This window comes from Brevibacillus sp. JB24b, assembly GCF_051713385.1.
Classification (GTDB): domain Bacteria; phylum Bacillota; class Bacilli; order Brevibacillales; family Brevibacillaceae; genus Brevibacillus_B; species Brevibacillus_B laterosporus.
This window is the reverse complement of record NZ_JBNVQV010000001.1, coordinates 1-25,000: the sequence shown is the minus strand read 5'-3', so window position 1 is coordinate 25,000 and position 25,000 is coordinate 1. Positions and strand designations below refer to the sequence as shown.

Genomic DNA, 25,000 nt, shown 5'->3' with positions numbered 1-25,000 from the left:
TCCATTCTTTTTCCGGAAGCTTCATCCACTTAGCCATAATATAGCTAAGTAGGCCCACACCTACACAGTGCTCGTACAAGTAGTTATTCGGATTATCTGCTTTTTTTAGGATGAACAAAAGATTAGATTGTTCCTCGATTTCTTTAAGAAGTGTAGTCATAACATTCCGAACTTCTAATACAGGAATGCTTTGTCCTCCTTGTACATGTTGGAAAAGGTTTTTAAAAGAAGAGACTGCCTTCTCCATATGTTCCACAAACCCTGAATCTGTGTGTCGCTTCCTTGTAGGCTTACTTTTCTCTTTGCCCTCCACTGATGTCTGTTTTTTGGCATCGACAAGCCCTTCTATAATAACAGTTCCATCCGTTAAAGCTTCAATAAGAACCTCTTCAATCATAAAAGCATCTAAAATTTCTATTTCTCTGTCTTCTATAACAGTTCCTCTTGTAAAAAGTAATCCTCCTAACGGTGTATGAACATCTTCCGTTAAACGAGATCCTACCGGTATGTGTTTAATCTGACAAACAGGCATATCGATCCCCCTATATATCACTAAGAAATTAGACCTATATCTTTAGAATTATATTCTATTATAAGAGCGATGCTCACAAAAGGATAGGGAAAACTTGATAATATTCCCAAAAAACTTTAAACAAAAGGGTGATCCCATCACGGAATCACCCTTTTATATATTACTTATTCTTCAGATGGATTATTAGTTACATCTGTATCTACTTCTGAAACTTCTGTTTCTGTAGCTTCGTTAGCGTCGTTTGTCTCAATCGCTTGTTCTTCTGTAGGATTGTTCTCATTATCAGAGTCTTCATTATCAGAGTCTTCATTATCAGAGTCTTCATCTTCAGAAGCTTCTACTGTAGCAATTGAAACAACTTCCTCTTCATCGCCTAGACGAATTAATTTTACCCCTTGCGTATAACGTCCCATAACGGAAATTCCTTTAATCTCCATGCGAATAATGATACCAGTTATCGTAACAATCATTAAGTCTTCATCAGCCTGCACGACTTTTAAGCCAACAACTTGACCGCTTCGCTCTGTCACATTATGGGTTTTAATTCCTTTACCTCCACGCGTCTGAATGCGATATTCAGAAACGGGTGTACGTTTACCGTAGCCTTTTGCTGTTACAATCAATACTTCAGCATCTTCACGGATGACATCCATACCAATTACTACGTCGTTAGAATCTAGAGTTATCCCCTTAACACCTGTAGCAGTACGTCCCATGGTACGTACGTCGCCTTCATTAAAACGAACGGACATCCCTTGTTTTGTACCCATGATGATCTGTTGATTACCATCCGTCAAACGAACATTGATTAGCTCATCGTCTTCTCGTAGGTTAACTGCAAAAAGACCGCCACGTCGGATATTTTCAAACGATTTTAAGTCCGTCTTTTTAACGATACCCTGTTTTGTGGCAAAGAAGATAAACTGATCTTCCCTGAATTCCTTGACCGGAATAACAGCACTAACTGTCTCACCCTTTTCAATTTGAATCAAATTGATAATTGGTGTTCCTTTAGCTGTACGGCTTAGATCAGGAATTTCAAATCCTCTTAGGCGATAAACCTTCCCTTTGCTAGTAAAGAACAAGAGGGTATCGTGTGAGTTAGTGATGCAAAGATGCTCGACAAAATCGTCATCTTTGGTTCCAATTCCTTGAATACCACGCCCTCCACGCTTCTGGCTGCGGTAGGTCGTTACTGGTAAACGTTTCACGTAACCACTATGAGTTAAGGAAATGACAACTTCCTCTTCTGGAATCAGATCTGCATCTTCAATCATATCTTCGCCAATCGTGATTATCGTACGACGGTCGTCTCCGAATTTCTCTTTGATGGCGTTCATCTCTTCACGAATGATAGAGTAAATTTTATTCTCATCAGCAAGAACGCCTTTTAATTCAGCAATTTTAGCTAAAAGATCTTGGTATTCTGCTTCAATTTTTTCACGTTCCAGACCAGTTAGGCGTTGGAGACGCATGTCCAAAATCGCTTGAGCTTGTTCATGGCTCAATCCAAATCGCTCGATCAAAGCATTGCGTGCTTCTTCTGCCATGCGTGACGCACGGATGAGACTGATAATCTCATCAATATGATCAAGTGCAATGCGTAATCCCTCTAAAATATGGGCGCGCGCTTCAGCTTGACGCAATTCATACTCGGTACGTCTGCGAACAATGACACGTTGATGCTCCAAATAATGGTAGATCATCTCACGCAAATTCAATGTTTTTGGACGTGAATTAACAAGCGCTAGCATATTAACCCCAAAGGTTGATTGCATTTGGGTATGCTTAAACAGATTATTTAACACGACTTTTGGAATAATATCTCGACGAAGCTCAATGACAATACGCATTCCTTTGCGGTCAGATTCATCACGCAAATCAGTTATGCCATCAATCTTTTTCTCACGTACTAGTTCTGCAATTTTTTCAACAAGTCTAGCTTTGTTCACCTGATACGGGATTTCCGTTACAATAATGCGGGCTTTCCCATTATTCTCTTCAATATTGGTTTTTGCACGCATAACAATGGAGCCACGTCCTGTTTCGTAAGCACGTCTAATACCAGAGTATCCCAAAATTTCGCCAGCTGTTGGGAAATCCGGCCCCTTAATGATTTTCATCAGCTCTGCAACAGTAATCTCAGGATTATCGATCATGGCACTAACACCATCAATGACTTCCCTTAGATTATGGGGTGGTATATTTGTCGCCATCCCAACTGCAATACCTGCTGAACCGTTTACTAACAAATTCGGAAAACGAGAAGGGAGAACGGTAGGTTCTTCCTCATGTCCATCGTAGTTTGGTATAAAGTCTACTGTATCTTTATCAATATCCCGAAGCATTTCTAAAGCAATTTTGGAAAAACGGGACTCAGTATAACGCATAGCTGCCGCCCGATCGCCGTCCACAGAACCAAAGTTCCCTTGGCCTTCAACCAGCATGTATCTCATATTGAAATCTTGCGCCAATCGAACCATGGTCTCATAAATTGCCGTATCACCATGAGGATGGTACTTAGCCATTACTTGACCGACAACGTTTGCGGATTTACGGAAAGCCTTATCGGGAGTAAGCCCCATATCATGCATGGCATATAAGATACGGCGATGAACTGGCTTTAGTCCGTCCCTTACATCAGGTAAAGCGCGACTAACGATGACACTCATCGCGTAATCAATGAACGAGTCACGCATCTCTTGGCTAATGTCAATTTTTGGAAACCGAGATGTTTGTTCTGCCATTTTAGGTTACCCTCCAACTCGAAATTACAACGCTTTATTATAACATATAAGTGCGATTTACGTCCAAACGGCTAGAGTGAAAAGGCGATTTATTATATAAATTCCTCTGTTTTCCTCTGAAAGTTCTTCATGAGTTTTTGAATGTAGGGGGATACTTTTACATATCAAATTTCTAACACGATACGTATGTCTTGTGCCATAACATAAGGAGGAGAAGTATATGCGTTGGTTGAAGGCAGCCTTGATAGGCCTGCTATTGGTGGGCCTTCTGCCTACTCATGCCAGAGCAATTAGCTCAGAGCATATGCCAATAGAAATCATAATAGATGCAGGACACGGTGGTATAGATGGAGGAACCTCTTATCAAGGAATTTTAGAAAAGGATATTAATTTGCAAATTGCCAAGCTATTGTATAAAGAATTAATGCTAAAAGGATATCAGGTTTTGCTAAATCGTACAGGTGATTATGCTCTTAGTGATGAAAATAAATGGTTACGTTCGCCCTCACGTCATATCCGTGATTTAGCTCAGCGACGACATTTGGCTAAGGAAGTTCGTCCACAAATGCTGATTAGTCTGCATGTTAATTGGTCAAATAGTAAATCTAGTAGAGGTCCGCTTGTCCTTTACCAAAAAAATAATCAAAGCTACATCCTAGCTGATATCATTCAACATCATTTGGATCAGTTGTATAGAACCAAGGGTGAACCAATGCCAGGCAAGACTTATTATCTACTTAAGCAATCGATTTGTCCGACAGTTATTGTGGAGATGGGCTATCTAAGTAACTCGCGTGATCGTCGTTTTCTAGTAAATGAAAAAACACAAATAAAGATTGCTAGAACCATTCAAGAGGCTGTTTCTGAATATATGCTTATTATGAACCAAATTCAAGACCAGGAAACCTGGGATGTGATCGAGGAACCCCAAAAACAACATAAATGAGCAAAAAATCAGGGGGAGCGGGAATGGCTACTTCACTTATCAGTAGCCATTCCCGCTCCCCCCTACACTTGTTATCCTTGCATAATGAAGTTCTTTTTGCTGTACGTTTTCTCCCTTATGGTGCTAAGTAAAGGAGACCGTAGACAATGCCTTCTTCAACACATCCGCAGAATGCTTTAGTTTGGCTTTCTCTTCTTCATTTAACGTAATCTCAACAACCTCACGTACACCACTACGATTTACCACAGCAGGAACTCCTAAATATGTATCATGTAAACCAAATTCCCCTTGTAGAAGAGTGGAGATTGTCAAAATAGAATTTTGATTATATAAAATCGCTTTGGTTAAACGGGCCAAGCTCATTCCAATCCCGTAGTATGTCGCACCCTTTTTCTCAATAATATGATACGCCGCATCACGGACATTTATAAATATCTGATCTAATTCCTCTTTGCTAGGACCTACGCCTTGTTTCAAGCATTCTGTAATCGACTTGCCTCCAATACTGGCCTGACTCCAAACAGGCAATTCCGTATCGCCATGTTCTCCCATGATATAAGCGTGAACACTACGGGAATCTACTTCGAAGGCTCGGCTAAGCAAGTAACGAAAACGTGCCGTATCAAGCAATGTTCCAGAGCCGATTACCTTTTCATGAGGTAATCCTGAAATCTTCCACGTTGCATATGTAAGAACATCTACTGGATTACTAGCTACGACAAAAATGCCTTGAAATCCACTATCCATGATACTCGTTACGATCTTATTAAAAATCCTAACATTCTTTTCAATCAGATCCATACGTGTCTCGCCAGGTAATTGATTTGCCCCTGCTGTAATGACCACAAGATCAGCATCCTTACAATCAGAGTAGTCACCTGCCCAAATCTTCATCGGGGAAGTAAACGGTAGCCCATGACTTAAATCCATGGCATCCCCTTCTGCTTTATCCTTATTAACATCAATAATAACTAACTCATTTACAATGCCCTGATTCAGTAGAGCATAAGCATAACTGGAACCAACAAATCCAGAACCAATCAATGCCACCCGTGAAACCTTACGAGATAACATATATTTCCCTCCCACTACACAATAGCAATATTTTCTCTATTCTATCCTTACTTTATTCACTCTCATTTTTCATCTTCCAGCTATCCTGTTATATTTGTCAAATTTTAATGTGCATCCTTAATCGTTTACAGGAAAAAAAAGCTATGCTATATTTCTAACTATATTTGTAAACCAAAATATAAATTAAGTTTACAAAAAAGAAGGAAGGGAGATTCTACATGATTTCAACACCCAGCTATTCTGAATTAGCCAGCAAAAATAAAAAATACTTGTGGCACCCCTTTACTCAAATGAAGGATTACTGTGAGAATGATCCCTTAATCATCGAGCGAGGTGAAGGCGTTACATTAATCGATGTGAATGGAAAGAAATATTATGATGGATTTTCTTCTATCTGGCTTAATGTGCACGGACATTGCGTACCTGAATTAAATCAAGCAATAACCAAACAATTAGAACGAATTGCTCACTCAACTTTACTCGGTATGGCCAATGTACCGGCTATTCAATTAGCGGAAAAACTAGTCGAGATCACTCCAGAAGGGCTTACGAAAGTATTTTATTCAGACTGTGGAGCTACCGGTGTAGAGATTGCCTTAAAAATGGCCTTTCAATATTGGCAAAATAAAGGGATTAGCGGAAAGACTCGTTTTATTACCATGAATCAGGCATACCATGGCGATACAATTGGAGCTGTTAGTGTAGGCGCGATCCCCCTTTATCATCAAGTGTACAAACCACTGTTATTCTCTCCCTACGCCATTCCTTACCCTAATACATACAGGGAAGAAAGAGATGGTGCAGCACTGGAGCAAACGCTTCAATCTTTAGAGAAGCTTTTACAAGACAAGTCGAGTGAAATTGCTGCCATTATTATTGAGCCAATCGTGCAGGGAGCTAGTGGCATGATTGTGATGCCAGAAGGTTGTCTAAAAAAAATCGCTGAGCTAGCTGCTGCGCACCAAGTACTTTTTATTGCTGATGAAGTCGCTACTGGCTTTGGACGTACAGGTAAAATGTTCGCTTGTGAACACGAGGACGTTACGCCTGACATCATGGTTATTGCCAAAGGAATTACCGGTGGTTATCTCCCCTTGGCTGCTACTCTAACAACAGATGAAATTTATCAAGGGTTTTATGCGAATTACGAGGAACAAAAAACATTTTTCCATGGGCATTCCTATACAGGAAATCCACTAGGCTGTGCGGTGGCTCTTGCTAATTTAGAACTGTTTGAATCAAAAGGACTCATAGAAAAAGTAGCTGCCGATGCAAAGTGGCTTGAACAGCAATGGCCTGCACTTTTAGAGAAAAAGCATGTAGGAGATATTCGCCAGAAAGGTCTGATGATTGGCATAGAGCTAGTGGTCGATAAACAAGAGCGAACACCTTATCACTGGAATGACAGAATTGGGGTAAAAGTAAGCCAACGTTGCAAAGAATTAGGCTTATTAACACGACCACTAGGAAATGTAATTGTATTCATGCCTCCACTCTCCAGTACACGCGACGAGCTAATTGAAATGATTCAAATTTTATCTCAGGCGATTGTAGAAGTTACAGAAGGTAGAGAAGTATGAGACATACCAATGGCATCTTTATTGCGGGAACCGATACGGAAATAGGTAAAACCATTATTACTGCTAGTTTGGCTGCAGCACTTCTTCATAAGGATATGGATATTGGAGTATGGAAGCCTGTGCAATCAGGAGCACGTGCTGATGATATAAATAGTGACGCCTCACGTATAAAAGCTCTGTCTGGATTAGAAGATGCCCCACATGAGATTGCACCGCTGTCCTTTGTAGAACCAGTCACACCACACTTAGCGGCAATTCGAGAGGGTACTATCTTAACACTACCAGGCATTATGCAGGCTGGCTCCCTTCTTTTTGCTAGGCATAAAAACCTGCTGGTGGAAGGTGCTGGTGGACTATTGGCGCCGTTAACTGACACAGAGATGGGAATTGACTTCATTAAACAGACTGGTTTTTCTGTCCTACTCGTCGCTCGCGGTGGCCTGGGAACGATTAATCATACTCTTCTCTCTATAGAAGCCTTGCGTACTAGAGAAATTCCTATTTTAGGCGTTATTTTAAATCAAACAGAAGCCACACTCTCTATGAAAGCAATCAGAAAAAACGCTGATTACATTGAGGACTTTGGTAAGGTCCCCGTTCTGGGGCTGTTTCCTTATCTTGTGGAGCCATTCACTAAAAAGCAACTTATTGAAGTGATAGAAGAGCATATTCAACTAACTCCTATCCTACGTGAATTTCAAGGTTAATCCTGAAAATGATGAAGTAATACTCTTTAGGGGGATTTGTGCTATGAATACATCAGCTACCAGATCTACATATGATTGGTCTATTTTAGCTCGGAAATCTATAGCTGGTGAGCTTCTTACCAAGGTAGAAGCTCTCAGCATTTTACAAGCGGATGACGATGAATTATTGCCTATCTTGCAAGCCGCTTATCAGGTACGCTATCGCTTTTTTGCCAAACGAGTGAAGTTAAACATGATCATGAATGCTAAAAGCGGTCATTGTCGGGAGGACTGCGGGTATTGTTCTCAATCAAGTCGTTCGTCTGCACCTATTGAAAAGTATACGATGTTAGACAAAGAGACTTTGTTAAAAGGAGCAGAGGAGGCTATCACACGAAAAGCCGGAACCTATTGTATTGTAGCTTCTGGACGTGGACCAACCGAGAGAGAATTACAACAAGTAATCGAAGCAGTAAAAGAAATCAAGCAAACCTCCTCACTAAAAATTTGTGCCTGTTTAGGATTGTTAAAACCAGAACAAGCCAGTCGCTTAGCAGCTGCCGGAGTAGATCGCTACAACCATAACATTAATACAAGTAAGGATAACTATGCTTCTATCACTACTACTCATTCCTACGATCAACGGACCGAGACAATTGAAAATGCAAAAACAGCCGGAATGTCTCCTTGCTCAGGAGTCATCATTGGGATGGGAGAAACGCTAGAGGAAATTGTAGAGATGGCCTATACTCTGCGGGCCATTCATGCTGATTCCATTCCAATTAACTTTTTAAATCCAATCCTAGGGACACCATTAGCTCATATAAAACGAAATACGCCACGTTTTTGTCTTAAAGTAATCGCCTTGTTCCGCTTTATTTGTCCAACAAAAGAAGTTCGGATCGCGGGTGGACGAGAACTAAATCTTGGGCACTTACAGCCTCTAGCATTATACGCCGCTAATTCTGTATTTGTTGGTGATTATTTAACCACAGCTGGGCAAGCGATACATGCCGATCATCAAATGATTGCAGATATGGGTTTTGAAATTGAAGAAAATGCCTTTGCCAACGACCACGTACATGAGTAAATACCCGGATTTACAACAAGAAATAGATGATATGTGTAGTAAAGGGCTTACACGTAGCCTTCGTCCAATGGAACATATAGCTGGGAGCCAAGGGACGTGGATTGTATCAGACGGACAAAAATTACTTAACCTTTCCTCTAACAATTACTTAGGACTATCATATGATCCTCGTGTGCTACATTCATGGGAAATGACATCACAAGCTTTTGGAGCAGGAGGAACCTCTTCCCGTTTAGTCGTTGGCAACCTTTCTTGTTATGACCATACCGAGCAAATGATCAGCCAATGGAAGGAGCGGGAGGCAACCCTGTTATTTGCAAATGGCTACATGGCTAATCTGGGCTGTATCACTGCACTAGTTGATCGTCATGGGGCTATTTATAGCGATCGTCTTAACCATGCCAGCATAGTAGATGGAACGATTTTAAGCAGGGCAAGCCATTATCGCTACCGTCATAACGACTATGAGCATCTACAGTATCTTCTTCAAAAACATAAGGGAAATCACCGGCGTAATCTAATCGTTACTGATACAGTCTTTTCGATGGATGGCGATAAGGCTGATGTAGAAGAACTGGTAAAAATCAAACACGATCATGGAGTATTTTTAATGGTGGATGAAGCCCATGCAGGCGGAGTTTATGGAAAAACAGGTGCTGGTCTATGCCATCAGTATGGCGTTCATCAAGAGGTGGACATTCTGATGGGAACATGTAGCAAAGCTCTCGGCCTATACGGATCATATGTATGTGCTGATCAGGTATTAATTGATTACCTAATACATACCTGTCGTCCACTCATTTATTCAACTTCACTACCACCTGCTCTAGTCTCAGCAATTGGTCAATCTGTTGCCATTGTTCAACAGGAGGACTGGCGCCGAAAGGAACTCTACAGAAAAAGCAATCACTTCCGCACGAAGCTACAACAGGCGGGTTTGCTTGTCCCTTCTGGAGATTCGCCCATCGTACCTCTTCTACTTGGTGATAATCAGACCGCAATCGAATATAGCAAACGTTTAGAACAGGCGGGGATTTTAGCTGTAGCTATACGCCCCCCAACCGTTCCTGAACATTCAGCACGAATCCGCTTTTCTCTTATGGCGACACATTCAGATGAAGATGTAGCTTGGGCAGCGCACCAAACCATTCAGACAGCAATGGAACTTGGAGTGATTACATGAAAACCAATGAAACTATTCTTTGGATACCAGGTTGGGGAATGTCTTCTTCTATTTGGGATAGCTGGCAACAAAGCTTACCCGAGTATAATCATGTTTCAGTCGATCTCTCTCAAATGGACTCTCCTTCTGCTTTTTATCAAAAAGTGGAAGAAGCCTATTTTGGAAATCATCAGGAAATCCCTTCTCCTGTCTTCGTTGTTGGCTGGTCATTAGGTGGAATGTTAGCACAGCGTCTTGCTGCTACCTTCCCCGTTTTAGGTCTTGTCCTTATAAATACAACTGCACGTTTTGTCCGTGATCAAATAAAGGACCAGCTAGGTTGGCCAACAACTTCTCTTATTCGTATGAAACGATCTATTACGAGGAATCGATATGAAGTGCTAGAACACTTTTATAGAAGTATGTTTCCTATATCAGAGGAAGAGCTTGCGTATGAAAAAAGCCGTATCTTACTTCAGCGTTGTAATTGGACAGAAGACGCTTTGTTAGCCGGGCTTGACATTTTACTTTTAGAGGACTGCCGCCCACTCTTAGCTAATATACATTGTCCTTGTCTACTCTTCCATTCTTTCGATGACCCGGTTATTCCTTATGCAGCAGCACTGGAAATGGCAGAATCTATTCCAAACACTACACTCCTTTCACCTGATTACCAAGGTCATTATCCATTTGTATCTGATTCTTCTTATGTAAGTAACGAAATAAGGAGGTTTACTCGTGCCAAATAAACTGCACATCCAACAACGATTTAATCTGAAAGCCAGCTCCTATGATCAACATGCAATTGTGCAAAAGCAGATGGCCGATCAACTCCTCCAATCGTTTCAAAGTGAAATTTTCTTCTCTCAAGCACTAGAGATTGGTTGTGGAACAGGATATCTAACTCGGAAAATGTTGGCTCACCCTCACTCATTACGAAACTATACTGCTCTCGATTTAGCAGACAAAATGCTACTCCAGACAGAACAAGCGATTCGAGATAATAGGCAATCACTCATCCCAGCATCACTTCAATTCGTATGTGCTGATATTGAAGAGTGGGTAAAAACCGCCCCTGATTCAAGCTATGATCTGCTACTCTCCAATGCTTGCTTTCAGTGGCTCCTATATCCACAAGAAACCCTCACTCACTTGCACAGAATTTTGCAGCCTAAGGGTCATTTGTTATTTTCAACATTTGGTCCTCTTACTTTCCATGAACTACAGGACTCCTATAACGCAACGTACGCTAACCTGGGAGAAAAAGCTCGCCGACACATTCTTAGCTTTGATAGCTCTACAACATGGACTTCTTTTTTAAAAAACGCTGGTTTTCAAAACATAAAAGTCCATACTTATTCCATCACACTTTATTACTCAACCGTTATCGATTTTTTACGGTCTATTAAAGAAATAGGAGCCACTGTTTCTTCCCCTACCCTTGGCTTAGGAGATAGACGATTTCTAATACCGATGATGAATTATTACAAAGATACTTTTCAGCAAGATCAAGGGATACCTGCTACCTATGACATTTTCTTATTCACGGCTCAATGTTAATTCGCCTATCTGTCATATCCACTAGTAAAAAAGCAGAACCTCAGGCTCGTCTCCCTGAAGTTCTGCTTTTCGTATTAAGAATAGCTTTTTGTTACGATTTATTGTGATCCAAGACAATATTGCTGTAGGAACGAACAGTCATAAAATAGTATCCAACATAGATAACCAGATACACTCCCAGACTAACCAACACAGGTGTTAAGATGTTCATTCTAAACATTGCCGACATGGTGTTAAGTGCAAACAAGCTATGAGTAATACCTAACAGGAGCGGCCCCCCAAAAATAAAGGCTATCTGTTTACTAATCGCCTCTTTGCTCTCACGTTTCGTAGCACCAATCTTGTGTAGAATTGTATAGTACTTCTTGTCATTATGGGCTTCTGTGAGCTGTTTGAAGTAAATGATCGAGCCTGTTGCGAGCATGAAGACTAACCCAATAAATCCACCAATAAAAATCATTACCCCTGTCGTTTCCATCAGAGCTTGATATTGGGTGTAAAAATCTTGTAGTTCCTTGCGCTCCGGCATCACTTTACGTAGGTTTGCAGACAGTTCACTAGCTTTATACTGATTTTCAACATTAATGTTTTTGATCAAGTAAGACTCCCCAAACTGTTGAGCTTCTTGATAGTCAGCATCGGATACTACAAATGTAGTTTTTCCTAAATTATTTAATGCCGCTTTCTTAGCACCTACCAAGGTCAAGGTTTTTACTTGATCTCCCAGCTTATAAGACACTTGCTTGTTAAAGATATCGCTATGAAACATTTCGTCATAGAAACCATCTGCCATTACCACTTCGCCTGATTTTACCTCTACAGACTCTTGATTCATAGCTTTAGCCAACTCGTTATATTTAGATTGACCTAATAAATATATACCCTCTGAGGTGCGATATTGTAAGGAAAAGCCTGCTTTCTTCTCATCTTCTGTCTTTACAACGATATAAGGTACTTCCGTTTCCAATTGGATTGGATTCTTATCCTTTGCATTTGCTAAGGCTTTTTCCACCTCGTTATTCCAGTCCTTACCGTCCTTATGATAGGAATAACTATATGGATTGCTTTGAGCCGTTACATCATTGACGTTGAAATAGAAGGTTGCTGCTGTTCCAACTGCACAGATCGTAATCGTACTTACCACGGTAATAGTAGCAAGAGCAGTGGCATTTCCTTTAATGCGATATAACAATTGACCTTTACTTACCATATTTAATCCATTGTAGAAGGAACGCTTATTTTTACGCGCCCGCTTAAAGTAAAAAATAAGGAAGTAATGGAACAATATATAAGTTCCTAAAACAGTACCACCAATGATATAAAAAGCAATTAAAACATCAAAGTAATTCATGAAGTTAGCTGCTAGGAAATAGGCAGAACCAATCAGAAAAACAGAGAAGAGTGCTAGAATAACAGAACCCTTTGGAACCGATTCTCCTTCTTGATCAGCACGAAATAGCTCAATTAATTTAAAACGATAAATTAATATATAGCCCTGTAGCGACGTAAAGAGAATTAGAACAAAAAACACTGTAGCTGTTTGTGTAATCGCCTCTAATGGAATTTCGAAGTTTACCTGCATATCAATATTCATTAGATAAACTAGTAAGGACAAGAAAGCTTTCGATAAAAAGCCACCCAGAATAATTCCTATGATTAAGGCTCCGATTCCTAAGAATAGGTTCTCAAAAAATAACATCATTCCAACCTGTCTTTTTCTAACCCCTAGTAAGGAATAGAGACCAACTTCCTTTTTCCGTTTGCGTGTAAAGAAGCTATTTGAATAGACCATAAATATAGCTACAAACAGTAAGAGCAAACCACTAGAAAATTCAAATGCTTTTTTTACATATGGATCCCCACCGCTTACTTCAGCAATTTGCGTATTAAATTGCAAGGACATAAACGTGTAGTAGATAACAATACTGAAGATCATGGAGACGAAATAGATTAGATAGCTTTTCATGTTTCGTCTCATATTGCGTAAAACGAGATTAAATAGCGTCACTCATATCACCCCCAAGCTCAGCCAGCACATCCATAATGCGTTGGAAGAACTCTTTTCGAGTTTGTGTACCTTTTTTTAATTCCATTGAAATTTTTCCGTCTGTAATAAACAAAATTCGTTCACAGTAGCTTCCTGCATTTGCATCATGAGTAACCATTAAAATAGTCGCTTGTTCTTCTTGATTTAATGTCTGTAAGCATTGCAACAAGTCAGCAGATGATTTGGAATCAAGGGCACCAGTAGGTTCATCTCCGAAAATCAGGCTTGGATTAGTTACAATCGCCCGAGATGCAGCACAACGCTGTTTTTGTCCCCCTGAAATCTGATAAGGATACTGCTCTAAAATGTGTTCGATTCCAAATCTTTTGGCAATATCATCTACACGTTTATCGATTTCTTTTGCCTTCACCTTTGTCAGAGCTAATGGTAGTGCTATATTCTCACGTACTGTTAACGAGTCCAACAGGTTGTAATCCTGAAAAATAAAGCCTAGCTTCGTTCGACGGAACATTGCCAATTTGTCTTCCTTCATTTTGACAACGTCACTTCCATCTATCAGTATCTCGCCAGATGTAGGTGAATCAATCGTAGAGATAATATTAAGTAAGGTAGTCTTACCTGCACCTGATGGTCCCATGATTCCAACAAATTCACCTTGCTGTACATCGAAACTAACATGATCTAATGCTGTATAGCTATTCGTCTTTCCTCCGTATATTTTGGAAGCATTCTTTACTTGCAATACTTTTTGCATGTCATATCGTCCCTTTCCGATGATTATTTGAATAATCGTTGGTATTTCTCATATTTTTTCTGAATCTCTTCATACGCTGTTTGAAATGTTTTATCTTGTTTAAACTGGGCATCTTTGTTTCGTAATAAAAAAGCACGAGTAATCTCTTTCTGTGTTTTGCCTGCCTTTTCCCAGTGGCTTATCATAAAAGCGCCCATGTGAATCGCATGATCAGGATTGGCTAGCATACTGGGTGTAAACTGTTTCCACCCCATAATCTCAGCGAATACTTGAGCCGAAGTATCTTTTAAAAGGATCAATCCATTTAACTGGTTTGGCTGGTATTCTTTGTTTTTAAAATTTGTTTCATAGGAGATTAAAGCGGCTAGTAATGCTGGATCAGAGCCATATTGTTTGGAATAGGCTAGTATCTCTTTTTCATAAGGAACGTTGTATTTCAAAGTCTGATACTTATAAAAGCTAGCCCCTGATCCAATGATTGCAGCAAGTAAAACCAAAAAAATAATGGATATAATACCCATCCTTATCTTTCTGTGTTCGTGTCTCATTATGTCTCACCCTCGCTTCCCTTCATAAGCTCATAGGTGAATGCGAAATATTGCTTCGCGATCATATATTTATTCTATAAATCACTTGGTTTAATTCCCATCGGTTTAGCTTTCATCAATCTTACATTTTTGTAAGAGATCACTCCTATTCACATAGGCAAAATCGAATGTCGTCGAAGGTTGGTATAAATTGCGGTTTATGTTACTTTTTTTTAGTTCTAATTAAATTGTTTCACGTGAAACTTACTTTATATCACGTAAGCTTTCCCGAGTTAACATTCTTCGACAAAAATAAAAAGAGCCATTCTCAAGTAAGAGAAATGGCTCTTCTACTATTGCTTTACGCTTAGATTCGTAATAATCCCATTGCATCTTTTACACGATTGCATGTTTGTTCTGCAATCACACTTGCCTTTTCAGCACTATCTCGCAGAATTTTATCCAATTCTGCTACATCGTTATACTCATTAAAACGCTGCTGAATCTTACCAAGCTGCTCGGTTACAACCTCTACCAGGTCTTTTTTCAATGTACCGTATCCTTGCCCCTGATAACGTTCTACTAGCGATTCAATCGATTCATCAGCAAACATACTATAGATTGTCAGCAAATTTGAGATACCAGGCTTATTTGTTTCATCAAAAGCAATGGAATTCTCGGTATCGGTTACTGCTCGCATAATTTTTTTCTTAAATACCTCTGGGGTTTCCAAAATCGCGATGCGACTCGCTTCACTCTCAGCTGATTTCGACATTTTTTTCGTCGGTTCGTCGAGAGCCATGATACGTGCCCCAAATTCCTGGATTTTTGGCTCTGGAATGACAAAGGTCTCACCATACTTATTGTTAAAGCGCTCTGCAATATCACGAGTTAACTCAATATGTTGCTTTTGGTCGTTCCCAACAGGTACATGGGTTGTATCATACAATAAAATGTCAGCAGCCATTAAGACCGGATACGTAAACAGACCAACATTGACGTTTGCCTTTCCTTCTGCTTTATCTTTAAATTGCGTCATACGATTTAGTTCGCCCATGTAGCTAGCACATTGTAACAACCAGCCAAGCTCAGCATGTTCTTTTACATGTGACTGAATAAATACAGTAGCTTTCTTAGGATCAACACCGCATGCTAGATAGATTTGAGCGATTTCACGTGTACGTCTGCGCAGCTCTTCTGGATCTTGAGCAACTGTAATCGCATGCATATCTACTACGCAATAAAAAGCTTCTGCATCTGGCTCATGCTGTAATTCTACAAACTGCTTAATTGCACCTAAATAGTTACCTATTGTCAGGTTCCCAGATGGTTGCACCCCTGAAAAAAAACGTTTCAATGTATCCACCTCTCTACTTTTAACAGAAATAAATCTTGTCCTGATTTTATTTTCGTTTTTCCTTACATAAATTATAGCATGAGAGGGTTTTCTTCCGATAGTTACGTCTTCGTTTATTAGAATTAGTATCATTTCAATCAAAAAAGCTACCAGTTATTACTCTATTGATAAGATAAGTAGACCTAGCACTGTTTTGAATCCCATGCTTGAAGGACAATAACTGCATTATGCCCACCAAACCCAAAGGAATTGGACATCCCTACTCTAACTTCTGCTTTGCGGGCTTTATTAGGAACATAGTCTAAGTCGCAAATAGGGTCTTGTTTTTCTTGGTTGATAGTAGGTGGGATAATGCCTTCTTGCAGACTCTTTATCAACGCGATAGCTTCCACTGCACTGGCTGCCCCTAGCATGTGTCCGGTCATTGATTTATTGGCTGTCACAGGAATCTGATAAGCCTTTTCTCCAAAAAGTTGTTTAATTGCCATCGTCTCTGATCGATCACCAACCTCGGTACTGGTAGCATGAGCGCTAATCACATCGACCTGCTCTGGTTGAATTCCAGCTTCTTGTAAAGCTAGCTTCATAGCTTGGTAGGCACCTTTTCCTTCTGGATGAGTAGCTACTATGTGATATGCATCAGAACTTGCTCCGTATCCCATAACCTCAGCATAAATACGGGCATTTCTTTTTTTCGCATGCGATAAGGATTCGAGAATCAAAATACCCGCTCCCTCAGCCATAACAAACCCATCACGATCAGCATCAAATGGTCTACTTGCCTTTTCTGGCTGATCATTTCGAGTAGACAATGCAGTGGCATTTCCAAAGCTAGCAACAGCTAATTCTGTAATGGCCGCTTCTGTACCTCCCGCAACAACTACATCAGCTCCATCCGATTTGATCAGGCGCATCGCTTCTCCAATAGCTGTATTTCCGATTGAACAAGCTGTTACAGGAGACATACTTGGCCCCATCGCCCCATACTTGATGCTAATCATAGAGGCCGCCATATTGGCGATCATCATTGGAACTAATAATGGACTCACACGATCAGGACCTCTATCCTTTAGTACTTGTTCTTGATCCATCATGATTTGAATGCCACCAATGCCAGAACCAACATAAACACCTAAACGCTCTAGGTCAATTTCTTCGAGTACAAGACCAGAGTCTTCTAGGGCCTGCTCCGCAGCTACCAAAGCAAACTGACTGAAGCGATCCATACGGCGTGCCTCTTTACGTCCAAAAATGGATTCTGCATCAAAATCCTTAACTACCCCAGCAAACTTGGTTTTATGCTTGCTAGTATCAAATGTATCTATATATGAAATTCCGGATGTACCTTGTACTAAATTGCTCCAAAAGCTCTCTACATCATTTCCAATCGGTGATACAACACCCACACCAGTAATAACTACTCTTTCCATAGGCACTCTCCTTTACATACACATTTGGACATGTTTCAATTTCTTCTTACTATCTATCTTGGCAAAGCCTTTATCCTATTACAAGTTGTTATTTATCCTAGTATAATAAGTACCAGTATAAGAAGACACTAAGGATGGATTATAGAATGAATAAAAATGCCAGACTTCAAGCACTTTCTACCTTTTTAAAAAATCAGAGAGCGAAGATTTCTCCCGAGTCGGTTGGCCTTGTTGCAGGTGTACGTAGAAGAACGCCAGGGTTACGTAGAGAAGAAGTAGCACAGCTAGCTGGTGTCAGCACCACCTGGTACACCTGGCTAGAACAGGGACGTGACATCACCGTTTCAAAATCAGTAGTAGATGCTATTGCTACAGCCTTACAACTAACAGTAGATGAGCAGAAATATCTACATTCGTTAGCACTTGGAGCCGGGGCTGTTCTTTCAAAAAGAACGGAAGAAACAACGGAAATCACTCCTTCTTTACAAAAAATTTTACAAGAACTACGCTTTTGCCCCACAATCATCTCAGATAGCAGAAGTCATATTTTGGGCTGGAATGAAGCAGCTTCATATGTATTTTTAGATTTTAACCAGATTCCGTACGAAGAACGCAATTTACTAGGCTTGGTGTTTACTAGAAAGGAATTGCAGCGGTTGGCTGTTAATTGGGAGCATTTCGTTAGTGGCTTTTTATCTATCTTTCGAGCCTCTTATGGGCAATATGTCGAGGATGATTGGTATAGTCAATTCGTAGAGAAAATGAAAACCGTCCATCCTGATTTTCAGCGATTGTGGGAACAAAGTGAGGTCAGCTCCGCCCCAGAGGTTTACATTGAATTTAGACATGCTAAGGCTGGCAAGATGTTATTTCATCTCACCTCCTTGCAGGTTCAGGGTAGTGCTGACTTACGCTGTAGTATTTATACTCCTGTACCGCAATCTACAACAGAAGCTAAGTTAAGAAAACTGATGAAGGAGGTTTTATAAACTATTTTTTTGAGTAACGATAAAAACACGATATGGGGTAAATAAATTGTAAAAGGGGAAGCTTAACCAATGAGTAAAAAACCAGGTAAGGATGTATCAAAAACATGTTGATTACAAAAGAAAGCTTGCCCAGTAAAGGACAAGCTTTTCTACCTTACTATGAAACGTATTTGAATTTATGCGACCCACACCAATTCTGGATGAAGCCCACATTAAATATCCAAATTACGTACGTTACGAGAGTAGCTTTCAATAAAGTCACGACGCGGCTCTACTTCATCGCCCATCAGAGTTTGGAAGACCATATCTGCATCAATAGCATCTTCTAGTTCTACCTGTAGCAAAGTACGAACAGAAGGATCCATTGTTGTCTCCCATAATTGTTCTGCATTCATTTCACCTAATCCTTTGTAACGTTGAACGTTAGGTTTAGGGGTCTCTTTTAGCTGGCTTAGGATTTGGTCGCGTTGGCGATCATTAAAGGCATAGTGCATGGTTTTCCCTTGCTTAATACTAAAGAGTGGCGGCTGTGCAATATACACAAATCCAGCTTCAATTAGTTCACGCATATAGCGATAGAAGAAGGTTAACAATAGCGTGCGGATGTGAGCACCATCGACGTCGGCATCGGTCATGATTACGATTTTATGATAACGCGCTTTGCTGATATCAAAATCTTCACCAATACCCGTTCCTAGTGCCGTGATGATCATTCGAATCTCATTATTACCTAGAATTTTATCTAGACGTGATTTCTCTACGTTTAATACTTTACCACGCAATGGCAGGATCGCCTGGAAATGACGATCGCGTCCCATTTTGGCAGAACCACCCGCAGAGTCACCCTCTACAATAAATATTTCGCTCTCCGCTGCATCTTTGGAAGAACAGTCAGCCAGCTTACCCGGAAGAGCACTTACTTCCAAGGCATTTTTACGGCGAGTCAGTTCACGTGCCTTACGAGCAGCTTCACGCGCTCTAGCAGCCATCAGGGACTTCTCTACAACCTTTTTGGCTACAGCAGGGTTCTGCTCCATAAATTCTTGGAATCGCTCTACAAAGACCGATTCTGTGATGCTACGAGCCTCTGAGTTACCTAGCTTGGTTTTTGTCTGTCCTTCAAACTGTGGTTCAGAAATTTTAACGGAGATAATCGCTGTAATTCCCTCACGAACATCATCACCAGACAGGTTTGTATCTTTTTCTTTCAAAAAATTAAATTTACGGCTGTAATCATTAATTACACGGGTTAAGCCTGCTTTAAAACCAGCTTCGTGTGTCCCACCTTCGTGCGTATTAATGTTATTTGCAAAGGAATAGATGTTGCTTACATAGCTATCGTTGTATTGGATCGCTACCTCTACCTGCAATCCTTCCTTTTCGCCTTCACAGTAGATCACTTCTTCATGCAGGCTCTCACGGTTTTTATTCAGGTACTCTACGTAGGATTTAATTCCGCCTTCATAGTAAAACTCTTCACGACGCTCTTGGCCTTCTCGCTGATCCTCCAGCGTAATGCATAAGCCTTTATTTAAGAAGGCTAATTCGCGAATACGCTTTTGTAACAGCTCATATTCAAATTCAGTCGTTTCCGTAAAGATAGTTGGATCTGGCTTAAATGTAATCGTAGTTCCTGTTATTTCTGTTTCTCCGATTATTTTAAGGTCTTCTTCCGGTGCACCAACATTAAAGCGCATGAAATAAATGTTTCCATTTTGTTTAACAGTAACATCCATCCATTCAGAAAGAGCATTAACAACAGAGCTACCTACCCCGTGCAAACCCCCAGACACCTTATATCCGCCACCGCCAAATTTACCGCCAGCATGTAGAACGGTTAGAACAGTCTCTACTGTTGATTTCCCTGTTTTTTCATGAATACCTGTAGGAATACCACGCCCATTATCAACAACGGTGATCGTATTATCTATATGAATAAATACGTTAATTTCCGTACAATAACCCGCAAGTGATTCGTCGATAGAGTTGTCTACAATCTCCCATACCAAATGATGTAGACCTCGACTGCTAGTAGAACCAATGTACATACCTGGACGTTTACGTACCGCTTCTAAACCTTCCAGTACCTGTATCTGACTAGCATCATAGTTTTGATCTTTAGTTGTTACATCCACTACTCAGTCAACTCCTTACTATCAGTTTGTACAGGGGGAAACAGCTCACTGTGCTGTATAAACTGTGCACGTTTTTTCAAAGTAAGCGAAGAAATGGGCGAACAGTAAATAGCACGATCCGTAATTACGTAGGATTTAATCTCTTCCGACTGCTGATCAATCAGGCGTTTTTCTTTCTTCTGATCTCCCATAAATGCGAGGGATATCTTCGAGTGTTTGACCGTTTGATGATCGATGATAGAGATAACCTCCTTCATACTAACAACCGTATCTCCTCCCACGTGCAGAAACATACACTTCACCTTACCCTTCTTTGGAAATGGACCCCTCTTGCACATTAAAGCGAGTTGCTTGCTGTAAGACCTGATGCTTTAATCCTTCCACACCTGTTGTCGTTACAAACGTTTGAATTTTATCTTGTATCGTTTCAAGTAATAATGTTTGTCTATGTTCATCCAGTTCTGACAAGACATCGTCAAGCAAAAGAATCGGGTATTCCCCAACTTCTTGCTTGATTAGCTCAATTTCAGCTAATTTCAAAGACAAAGCCGTTGTTCGTTGCTGGCCTTGTGATCCAAATGATTGTACATCCATCTCGTTTACCAAAAGGGAGAAATCATCGCGATGAGGTCCAATTAACGTACTACCTCTCATTTTTTCCCGTTCAAAAATCTCTTCATAAGCAGCCAGTAGCGATTGAAGAGCTTCTTCCTCTGACATCTCCTTGGTAACAGGAGAGCTATTCACATAATGCAAGCTCAGCTGCTCTTTACCATTGGTAATTCCAGCGTGGATCTCTTGAGCCCATTGCTCTAATTTGGTAATAAACTCAAAACGCTTCTTTAATAATTTTACAGTTAAATCAGCTAATTGTGTATTCCAAATTGCCATCAGGTCAATCTGACTACTTTTTTTCATGGCTAAGTCTTTCAATAGCTGGTTTCTCTGTGCTAACACTTTATTGTAATTGCTCAAGTGGTAGATATAAGTTGGAGAAACCTGACCGATTTCCATGTCCAAAAAGCGTCTTCGCTGGGCTGGGGCCCCCTTTACGATTGCTAAATCCTCTGGCGCAAATAACACAACGTTTAGGGAACCGATATAGTTGCTCAATTTTTTCTGCTCTAAACCATTAATTTTAGCCTTTTTACCTTTATTGGTCAACTGCATCTCTAAACGAACAGATCCGTAGCGTCGATTGACTTCACTACGGATCGCCGCATAATCTGCATTCCACTTAATCAGTTCTTTATCTTTAGATGTTCGGTGGGATTTCGCCAGAGCAAGTACATAAATAGATTCCAATGCATTAGTCTTGCCCTGCGCATTATTCCCGACGAATAAATTAATAGGTCCTGTAAAATCCAGTGAAAGCTCTCTGTAATTTCGATAGTTAGCCAAAAACAGATTACGTAAGAACAAAGGGCTTACTCCTCTCAGCGTACAGCCACTTGATAAGAGCCGTACCCTTCAATAACCACTAGATCATCTGGATATAGCTTACGACCACGGCGGTTTTCTTTTTCTCCATTTACCATAATGGGAACCTCAGCTAAAAAAGGCTTAGCCATTCCACCCGTATCAATTACTGAACTTAGTTTTAAAAACTGTCCAAGCGTAATATATTCTGTAGAAATGTGAACTTTATCTACCATGTTGGAAAACTCCTTTAGGGGTGGCTACCTCTTAGTACGTACGGACTGGCAAGATTAGATGTAGACTCCAATCATGATCAGTAGGTCGAATAATAAATGGGCTCATGGCCCCAGTAAAGTTAGTTACAATCTCAGAGCTGTCAATGGAACGAAGTGCATCAATCATAAACTTTGCATTGAAAGAGATTTTTAGTTCCTCCCCAGTGCATTGTTTTGGCTGAATCGTTTCCGTTACCTTTCCAATTTCTGGTGCGTTGGATGAAATTTCTACATTTCCATCTGGCAGTGTTACCAATTTTACCACATTGGTCTTCCCTTCACGACTTAATAAGGAAGCACGCTCAATGGATTGTAAAAATTCCTTGGTTGATAAAACAATCTCGGTTTTACAGCCCTGTGGAATAATACGATTTGTATCTGGATAAGTTCCCTCTAACAGACGGGAATAGAACAAGATATGATTTGATTTTACTAAAATTTGATTATCAGCTACAACGATATCAACCAAATTTTGATCATCATCTATAATCTTTACCAATTCATTACAACTTTTACCCGGTACGACAATATTATAGAACCGTAGGGATTCCGAACACTCTACTTTCGCATTGCGAGAAGCAAAACGGTGGCTATCTGTCGCTACAAATTTTAGTATTCCCTCTTCTAGCGTCCACATAATCCCTGTTAAGATTGGGCGCATTTCAGAAGAGGCAACTGCAAAGGATGTTTGACGAATCATTGTTTTTAATAAATCGCTTGGGATACTAAAAACTTTATCCTCCTCTAATTGAGGTAATTGAGGATATTCGTTGGCATTTAAACCATTAATCGTAAATTCGGCTTGACCTGAGCGAATTAATGTAAGTAATCGATCATCTACGCTAATGTCAATTTCATTGGCAGGTAATTTACGTACAATTTCACTAAAAATACGTGATGGCAGCACTATGCTACCTGGTTCATGTACAGTAACTCCCCAATTCTCTCCCTCTTCCAATGGAACATGTACCTCAATAGAAATATCTGAATCACTACCAGTTAATGTTAACCCTTCTTGATTTGCAGTTAACTTAATACCTGTCAAAATTGGAATTGTTGTTCTGGTTGATACAGCTTTGGCAACATGTGAAACAGCAGTTGATAGTTTGTCACGTTGAACTGTAATTTTCATTATACCCTACCCCCGTATACAAGGATTTGTTATACAAAAGAATCATGCATATTTCCGTATGCTGTATGCATATATAGTAAGTAATCTTTTATATTAAAAAATAGTAATAGTAGTAATAGGCCCTGTGGATTTGTGGATATCCTCAAAAAACCCTGAAAAGTAAAGCCTATACACATGTGGATAAGTTGTGTATAGGCTTTTTAGGTTATTCACAAATGTACACAGAAATAATAGTTTAATGGCCAGCCTTCAATTTTTCAATAAGTGTTTGGATGGTGACCTGCAATTGAGGATCAACTGCTAATGACTTCGAGATTTTTTCATGGGCATGGATAACCGTTGTATGATCACGTCCACCAAATTCGTCCCCGATTTTAGGGAGTGAGGCATCGGTAAGCTCACGAGATAGATACATGGCTATTTGTCGTGGAAAAGCAACGGATTTTGTCCGTTTTTTGGCTTTAAAATCTTCTAATTTTAACGTGTAAGCTTCACCAACTGCACGTTGAATATCAATAATCGTTATGATTTTTGGCTTAGAGGAAGGAATAATATCCTTTAGAGCCTCAGCTGCCAATTGTGTATCAATATCACGATTAATCAGAGAAGAATAAGCAACAACGCGAATTAAAGCACCTTCTAACTCACGTATGTTGCTATCAATCTGGTTAGCAATATAGATCATGACCTCATTAGGAATATCTAGATTCTCCGCTTTGGCTTTTTTGCGCAGAATTGCAATTCGAGTTTCTAAATCAGGCGGTGAAATATCTGTAATCAAGCCCCATTCAAAACGGGAACGCAATCGATCCTCCAAAGTAGGAATTTCTTTTGGTGGTCGATCGGATGAAATGATGATTTGTTTGCTTTCTTCATGCAATGCGTTAAAGGTATGGAAAAATTCTTCTTGCGTTGATTCTTTTCCAGCCAAAAATTGAATATCATCTATAAGCAAAACATCTACACTACGATATTTATTGCGGAACTCAACCGCTTTATTATCGCGAATGGAGTTAATAAACTCATTCGTAAATTTTTCAGATGATAAATAGACCACTTTTGCAGATGGATTATGTTGAATGACATAGTGACCAATCGCATGCATTAAATGTGTTTTTCCAAGACCTACACCACCATAAATAAACAGTGGATTGTAAGCTTTTGCAGGTGCTTCAGCTACAGCGAGTGAAGCTGCGTGGGCAAAGCGGTTCCCCGAACCAATTACAAATGTGTCAAATGTATACTTCGGATTTAAGATGCTAGGCGGTTGATCGTCGCCAGCTAGAGGTTGAGATACTAATTTCGCTTTCGCCATAGGTAACTCATCAGTAAGACCGAAATCGGGATTTTGGGGAACGACAAACTTCACCTTCATATGGATGCCTGTCGTTTCATATAGCGTTTCTATGATAAGTGGTGAATAGCGAGATTCTAGCCAATCACGAGCAAATTCATTTGGAGCGACTACAATCAAAGAATCTTCCTCTAATGCAGTTGCCTTTGTCGCCTTCAACCAGGTGTCGAAGCTAGGCTTGCTTAATGTTTTCTCGATTTTAGCTAAAACTTTTCGCCATAATTCAATAATAGTTGCGTCCAC

General features: G+C 40.1%; 22 protein-coding genes (1 of these 22 cut by a window edge). 8 read left to right on the top strand and 14 right to left on the bottom strand.

What is annotated here, in order from left to right; all coding sequences use genetic code 11:
- On the bottom strand, positions 1-532 hold the beginning of the coding sequence (locus ACQV1I_RS00110) for an HD-GYP domain-containing protein (protein ID WP_116333478.1). The gene continues 575 nt to the left of window position 1, outside the view; the window shows 532 of its 1,107 coding nt (coding positions 1-532); it begins with the start codon at positions 530-532; the stop codon falls past the left edge of the window.
- Positions 533-696: 164 nt separating this feature from the next.
- A complete protein-coding gene (gyrA, locus tag ACQV1I_RS00105) occupies positions 697-3,279 on the bottom strand; it encodes a DNA gyrase subunit A (RefSeq protein ID WP_116333479.1) in 2,583 nt (860 codons plus the stop codon).
- Between the two features lie 220 nt (positions 3,280-3,499).
- Here gyrA and ACQV1I_RS00100 point away from each other — a divergent pair, with 220 nt between their 5' ends.
- The gene (locus ACQV1I_RS00100; RefSeq protein ID WP_094700227.1) at positions 3,500-4,225 is read left to right on the top strand and encodes an N-acetylmuramoyl-L-alanine amidase family protein; all 726 of its coding nucleotides are present in this window, start codon (positions 3,500-3,502) and stop codon (positions 4,223-4,225) included.
- 123 nt (positions 4,226-4,348) lie between these two features.
- Here the strand turns inward: ACQV1I_RS00100 and ACQV1I_RS00095 are convergent, their stop codons facing one another.
- Positions 4,349-5,299: an L-lactate dehydrogenase gene (locus tag ACQV1I_RS00095; RefSeq protein WP_116333480.1), complete on the bottom strand. Its 951-nt coding sequence runs from the start codon at positions 5,297-5,299 to the stop codon at positions 4,349-4,351.
- Between the two features lie 218 nt (positions 5,300-5,517).
- On the opposite strand from ACQV1I_RS00095, the gene bioA reads away from it, so the two are divergent.
- The 6 genes from bioA to bioC are packed head-to-tail and all read left to right on the top strand — an operon-like array spanning position 5,518 to position 11,377.
- Complete coding sequence (bioA, locus tag ACQV1I_RS00090; RefSeq protein WP_104031647.1) at positions 5,518-6,879, top strand: adenosylmethionine--8-amino-7-oxononanoate transaminase; 1,362 nt, start codon at positions 5,518-5,520, stop codon at positions 6,877-6,879.
- Positions 6,876-7,586 (top strand): dethiobiotin synthase, encoded by a 711-nt coding sequence (gene bioD, locus ACQV1I_RS00085; protein WP_018671256.1) that lies wholly within the window; start codon positions 6,876-6,878, stop codon positions 7,584-7,586. The genes bioA and bioD overlap by 4 nt, the downstream gene beginning before the upstream one ends.
- A gap of 43 nt (positions 7,587-7,629) precedes the next feature.
- Positions 7,630-8,655: a biotin synthase BioB gene (gene bioB, locus ACQV1I_RS00080; RefSeq protein WP_116333481.1), complete on the top strand. Its 1,026-nt coding sequence runs from the start codon at positions 7,630-7,632 to the stop codon at positions 8,653-8,655.
- Positions 8,624-9,838, top strand: coding sequence for an 8-amino-7-oxononanoate synthase (gene bioF / locus ACQV1I_RS00075; protein ID WP_236645729.1), 1,215 nt, complete (start codon positions 8,624-8,626; stop codon positions 9,836-9,838). Before bioB ends, bioF begins: the two co-directional genes overlap by 32 nt.
- A complete protein-coding gene (locus tag ACQV1I_RS00070; protein WP_116333483.1) occupies positions 9,835-10,566 on the top strand; it encodes an alpha/beta fold hydrolase in 732 nt (243 codons plus the stop codon). Before bioF ends, ACQV1I_RS00070 begins: the two co-directional genes overlap by 4 nt.
- Positions 10,556-11,377 (top strand): malonyl-ACP O-methyltransferase BioC, encoded by an 822-nt coding sequence (bioC, locus tag ACQV1I_RS00065; protein ID WP_116333484.1) that lies wholly within the window; start codon positions 10,556-10,558, stop codon positions 11,375-11,377. The genes ACQV1I_RS00070 and bioC overlap by 11 nt, the downstream gene beginning before the upstream one ends.
- A gap of 91 nt (positions 11,378-11,468) precedes the next feature.
- On the opposite strand, the gene ACQV1I_RS00060 is transcribed toward bioC, so the two are convergent.
- From ACQV1I_RS00060 to fabF, 5 genes are all read right to left on the bottom strand, one after another.
- Entirely contained in the window at positions 11,469-13,385 is a 1,917-nt protein-coding gene (locus ACQV1I_RS00060; RefSeq protein WP_116333485.1) for an ABC transporter permease, read from the bottom strand.
- A complete protein-coding gene (locus ACQV1I_RS00055) occupies positions 13,372-14,139 on the bottom strand; it encodes an ABC transporter ATP-binding protein (protein WP_018671250.1) in 768 nt (255 codons plus the stop codon). The genes ACQV1I_RS00060 and ACQV1I_RS00055 overlap by 14 nt, the downstream gene beginning before the upstream one ends.
- 23 nt (positions 14,140-14,162) lie before the next feature.
- Positions 14,163-14,687 carry a transglycosylase SLT domain-containing protein gene (locus ACQV1I_RS00050; RefSeq protein WP_026315123.1) on the bottom strand — a complete coding sequence of 175 codons (525 nt, stop codon included), beginning with the start codon at positions 14,685-14,687 and terminating at the stop codon, positions 14,163-14,165.
- A gap of 346 nt (positions 14,688-15,033) precedes the next feature.
- Positions 15,034-16,023, bottom strand: a complete 990-nt coding sequence (trpS, locus tag ACQV1I_RS00045; RefSeq protein WP_094700216.1) for a tryptophan--tRNA ligase — start codon at positions 16,021-16,023, stop codon at positions 15,034-15,036.
- A 182-nt stretch (positions 16,024-16,205) separates the two neighbouring features.
- On the bottom strand, positions 16,206-17,453 hold the full coding sequence (gene fabF / locus ACQV1I_RS00040; protein ID WP_116333486.1) for a beta-ketoacyl-ACP synthase II: 1,248 nt from the start codon (positions 17,451-17,453) through the stop codon (positions 16,206-16,208).
- A 146-nt stretch (positions 17,454-17,599) separates the two neighbouring features.
- On the opposite strand from fabF, the gene ACQV1I_RS00035 reads away from it, so the two are divergent.
- Positions 17,600-18,442, top strand: coding sequence for a helix-turn-helix transcriptional regulator (locus tag ACQV1I_RS00035; RefSeq protein ID WP_116333487.1), 843 nt, complete (start codon positions 17,600-17,602; stop codon positions 18,440-18,442).
- Positions 18,443-18,654: 212 nt separating this feature from the next.
- On the opposite strand, the gene gyrB is transcribed toward ACQV1I_RS00035, so the two are convergent.
- From gyrB to dnaA, 6 genes are all read right to left on the bottom strand, one after another.
- On the bottom strand, positions 18,655-20,577 hold the full coding sequence (gyrB, locus tag ACQV1I_RS00030) for a DNA topoisomerase (ATP-hydrolyzing) subunit B (protein WP_116333488.1): 1,923 nt from the start codon (positions 20,575-20,577) through the stop codon (positions 18,655-18,657).
- Entirely contained in the window at positions 20,577-20,870 is a 294-nt protein-coding gene (remB, locus tag ACQV1I_RS00025) for an extracellular matrix regulator RemB (RefSeq protein ID WP_018671244.1), read from the bottom strand. The genes gyrB and remB overlap by 1 nt, the downstream gene beginning before the upstream one ends.
- 10 nt (positions 20,871-20,880) lie before the next feature.
- Positions 20,881-21,999, bottom strand: coding sequence for a DNA replication/repair protein RecF (gene recF / locus ACQV1I_RS00020; RefSeq protein ID WP_104067923.1), 1,119 nt, complete (start codon positions 21,997-21,999; stop codon positions 20,881-20,883).
- Positions 22,000-22,013: 14 nt separating this feature from the next.
- Positions 22,014-22,232 carry a S4 domain-containing protein YaaA gene (gene yaaA, locus ACQV1I_RS00015; protein ID WP_116333489.1) on the bottom strand — a complete coding sequence of 73 codons (219 nt, stop codon included), beginning with the start codon at positions 22,230-22,232 and terminating at the stop codon, positions 22,014-22,016.
- Positions 22,233-22,263: 31 nt separating this feature from the next.
- Positions 22,264-23,403: a DNA polymerase III subunit beta gene (dnaN, locus tag ACQV1I_RS00010; RefSeq protein WP_018671241.1), complete on the bottom strand. Its 1,140-nt coding sequence runs from the start codon at positions 23,401-23,403 to the stop codon at positions 22,264-22,266.
- 235 nt (positions 23,404-23,638) lie between these two features.
- On the bottom strand, positions 23,639-25,000 hold the full coding sequence (dnaA, locus tag ACQV1I_RS00005; protein ID WP_018671240.1) for a chromosomal replication initiator protein DnaA: 1,362 nt from the start codon (positions 24,998-25,000) through the stop codon (positions 23,639-23,641).